The organism is Clostridium sp. C105KSO13 (assembly GCF_001517425.1).
GTDB lineage: Bacteria > Bacillota > Clostridia > Lachnospirales > Lachnospiraceae > Muricomes.
Map to the genome: position 1 here is coordinate 1 of NZ_FBWL01000055.1, position 639 is coordinate 639.

A 639-nucleotide genomic window follows, 5' to 3' on the forward strand; every position below is an offset into this window, starting at 1 on the left:
ATTCCTGTTCTTTGTTTGAAGGTACACGAACCAGAGCCTCATAGTAGGTGCTTCTCGCGAATTTCAAGGCTTTACACATCTGCTTGACAGTGTAGTATTTAAGATTGTTGTTGATAAAGGACACGTATTCGGCTATCGATCCTTTGCGAATATGGCTGTAGCTTTTTTTAATATTTCGTTCTCAATTTCAAGGTCTTTCATTTTCTTTTGAAGTGCTTTGTATTCCTTCAAAGAAATCGTTTCTTCTTCGGAAACCTTGATTGGGCTAAGATTCTTTACCCAAGTAGAGATTGTGCCTTTTGGAACGCCATATTCGCTTGATAACTCGGTCATTTTCTTTGTGCCAGAATTATATAGATCTACGATCTGCTGTTTGAATTCTGGAGTATAGGATTTTTGATTTTTTGCCATTGGTTGAACTCTCCTTTTTGATTATTATAGATTGTTCAACTTTTCGTGTCCACACTTATATACTAGCACCATCCAGCCTCCATCTTGAACATGTATATACGTTATGTCAGTAACCCATTTTTGATTTATTGTTGTAGCATTAAAATCACGATTTAGTATGTTTTCCTTATCATCAGGAACCTTACCCTGATTATTTTGATACTTATATTTGCGTACTACAACACTGCG

General features: G+C 36.0%; 1 protein-coding gene and 1 pseudogene. Both read right to left on the minus strand.

Annotated features, from left to right (window positions below):
• Nucleotides 1-132: 132 nt before the first annotated feature.
• Nucleotides 133-411 (minus strand): transposase, encoded by a 279-nt coding sequence (locus BN3456_RS00230; protein WP_074180253.1) that lies wholly within the window; start codon nucleotides 409-411, stop codon nucleotides 133-135.
• 24 nt (nucleotides 412-435) lie between these two features.
• Nucleotides 436-639 (minus strand): annotated as a pseudogene (locus BN3456_RS16020) (hypothetical protein); the annotation flags it as partial.

Excerpts from the sequence above, each read along its gene's own strand:
- BN3456_RS00230 (WP_074180253.1), bottom strand. The coding sequence starts at position 411 with ATGGCAAAAAATCAAAAATCCTATACTCCAGAATTCAAACAGCAGATC.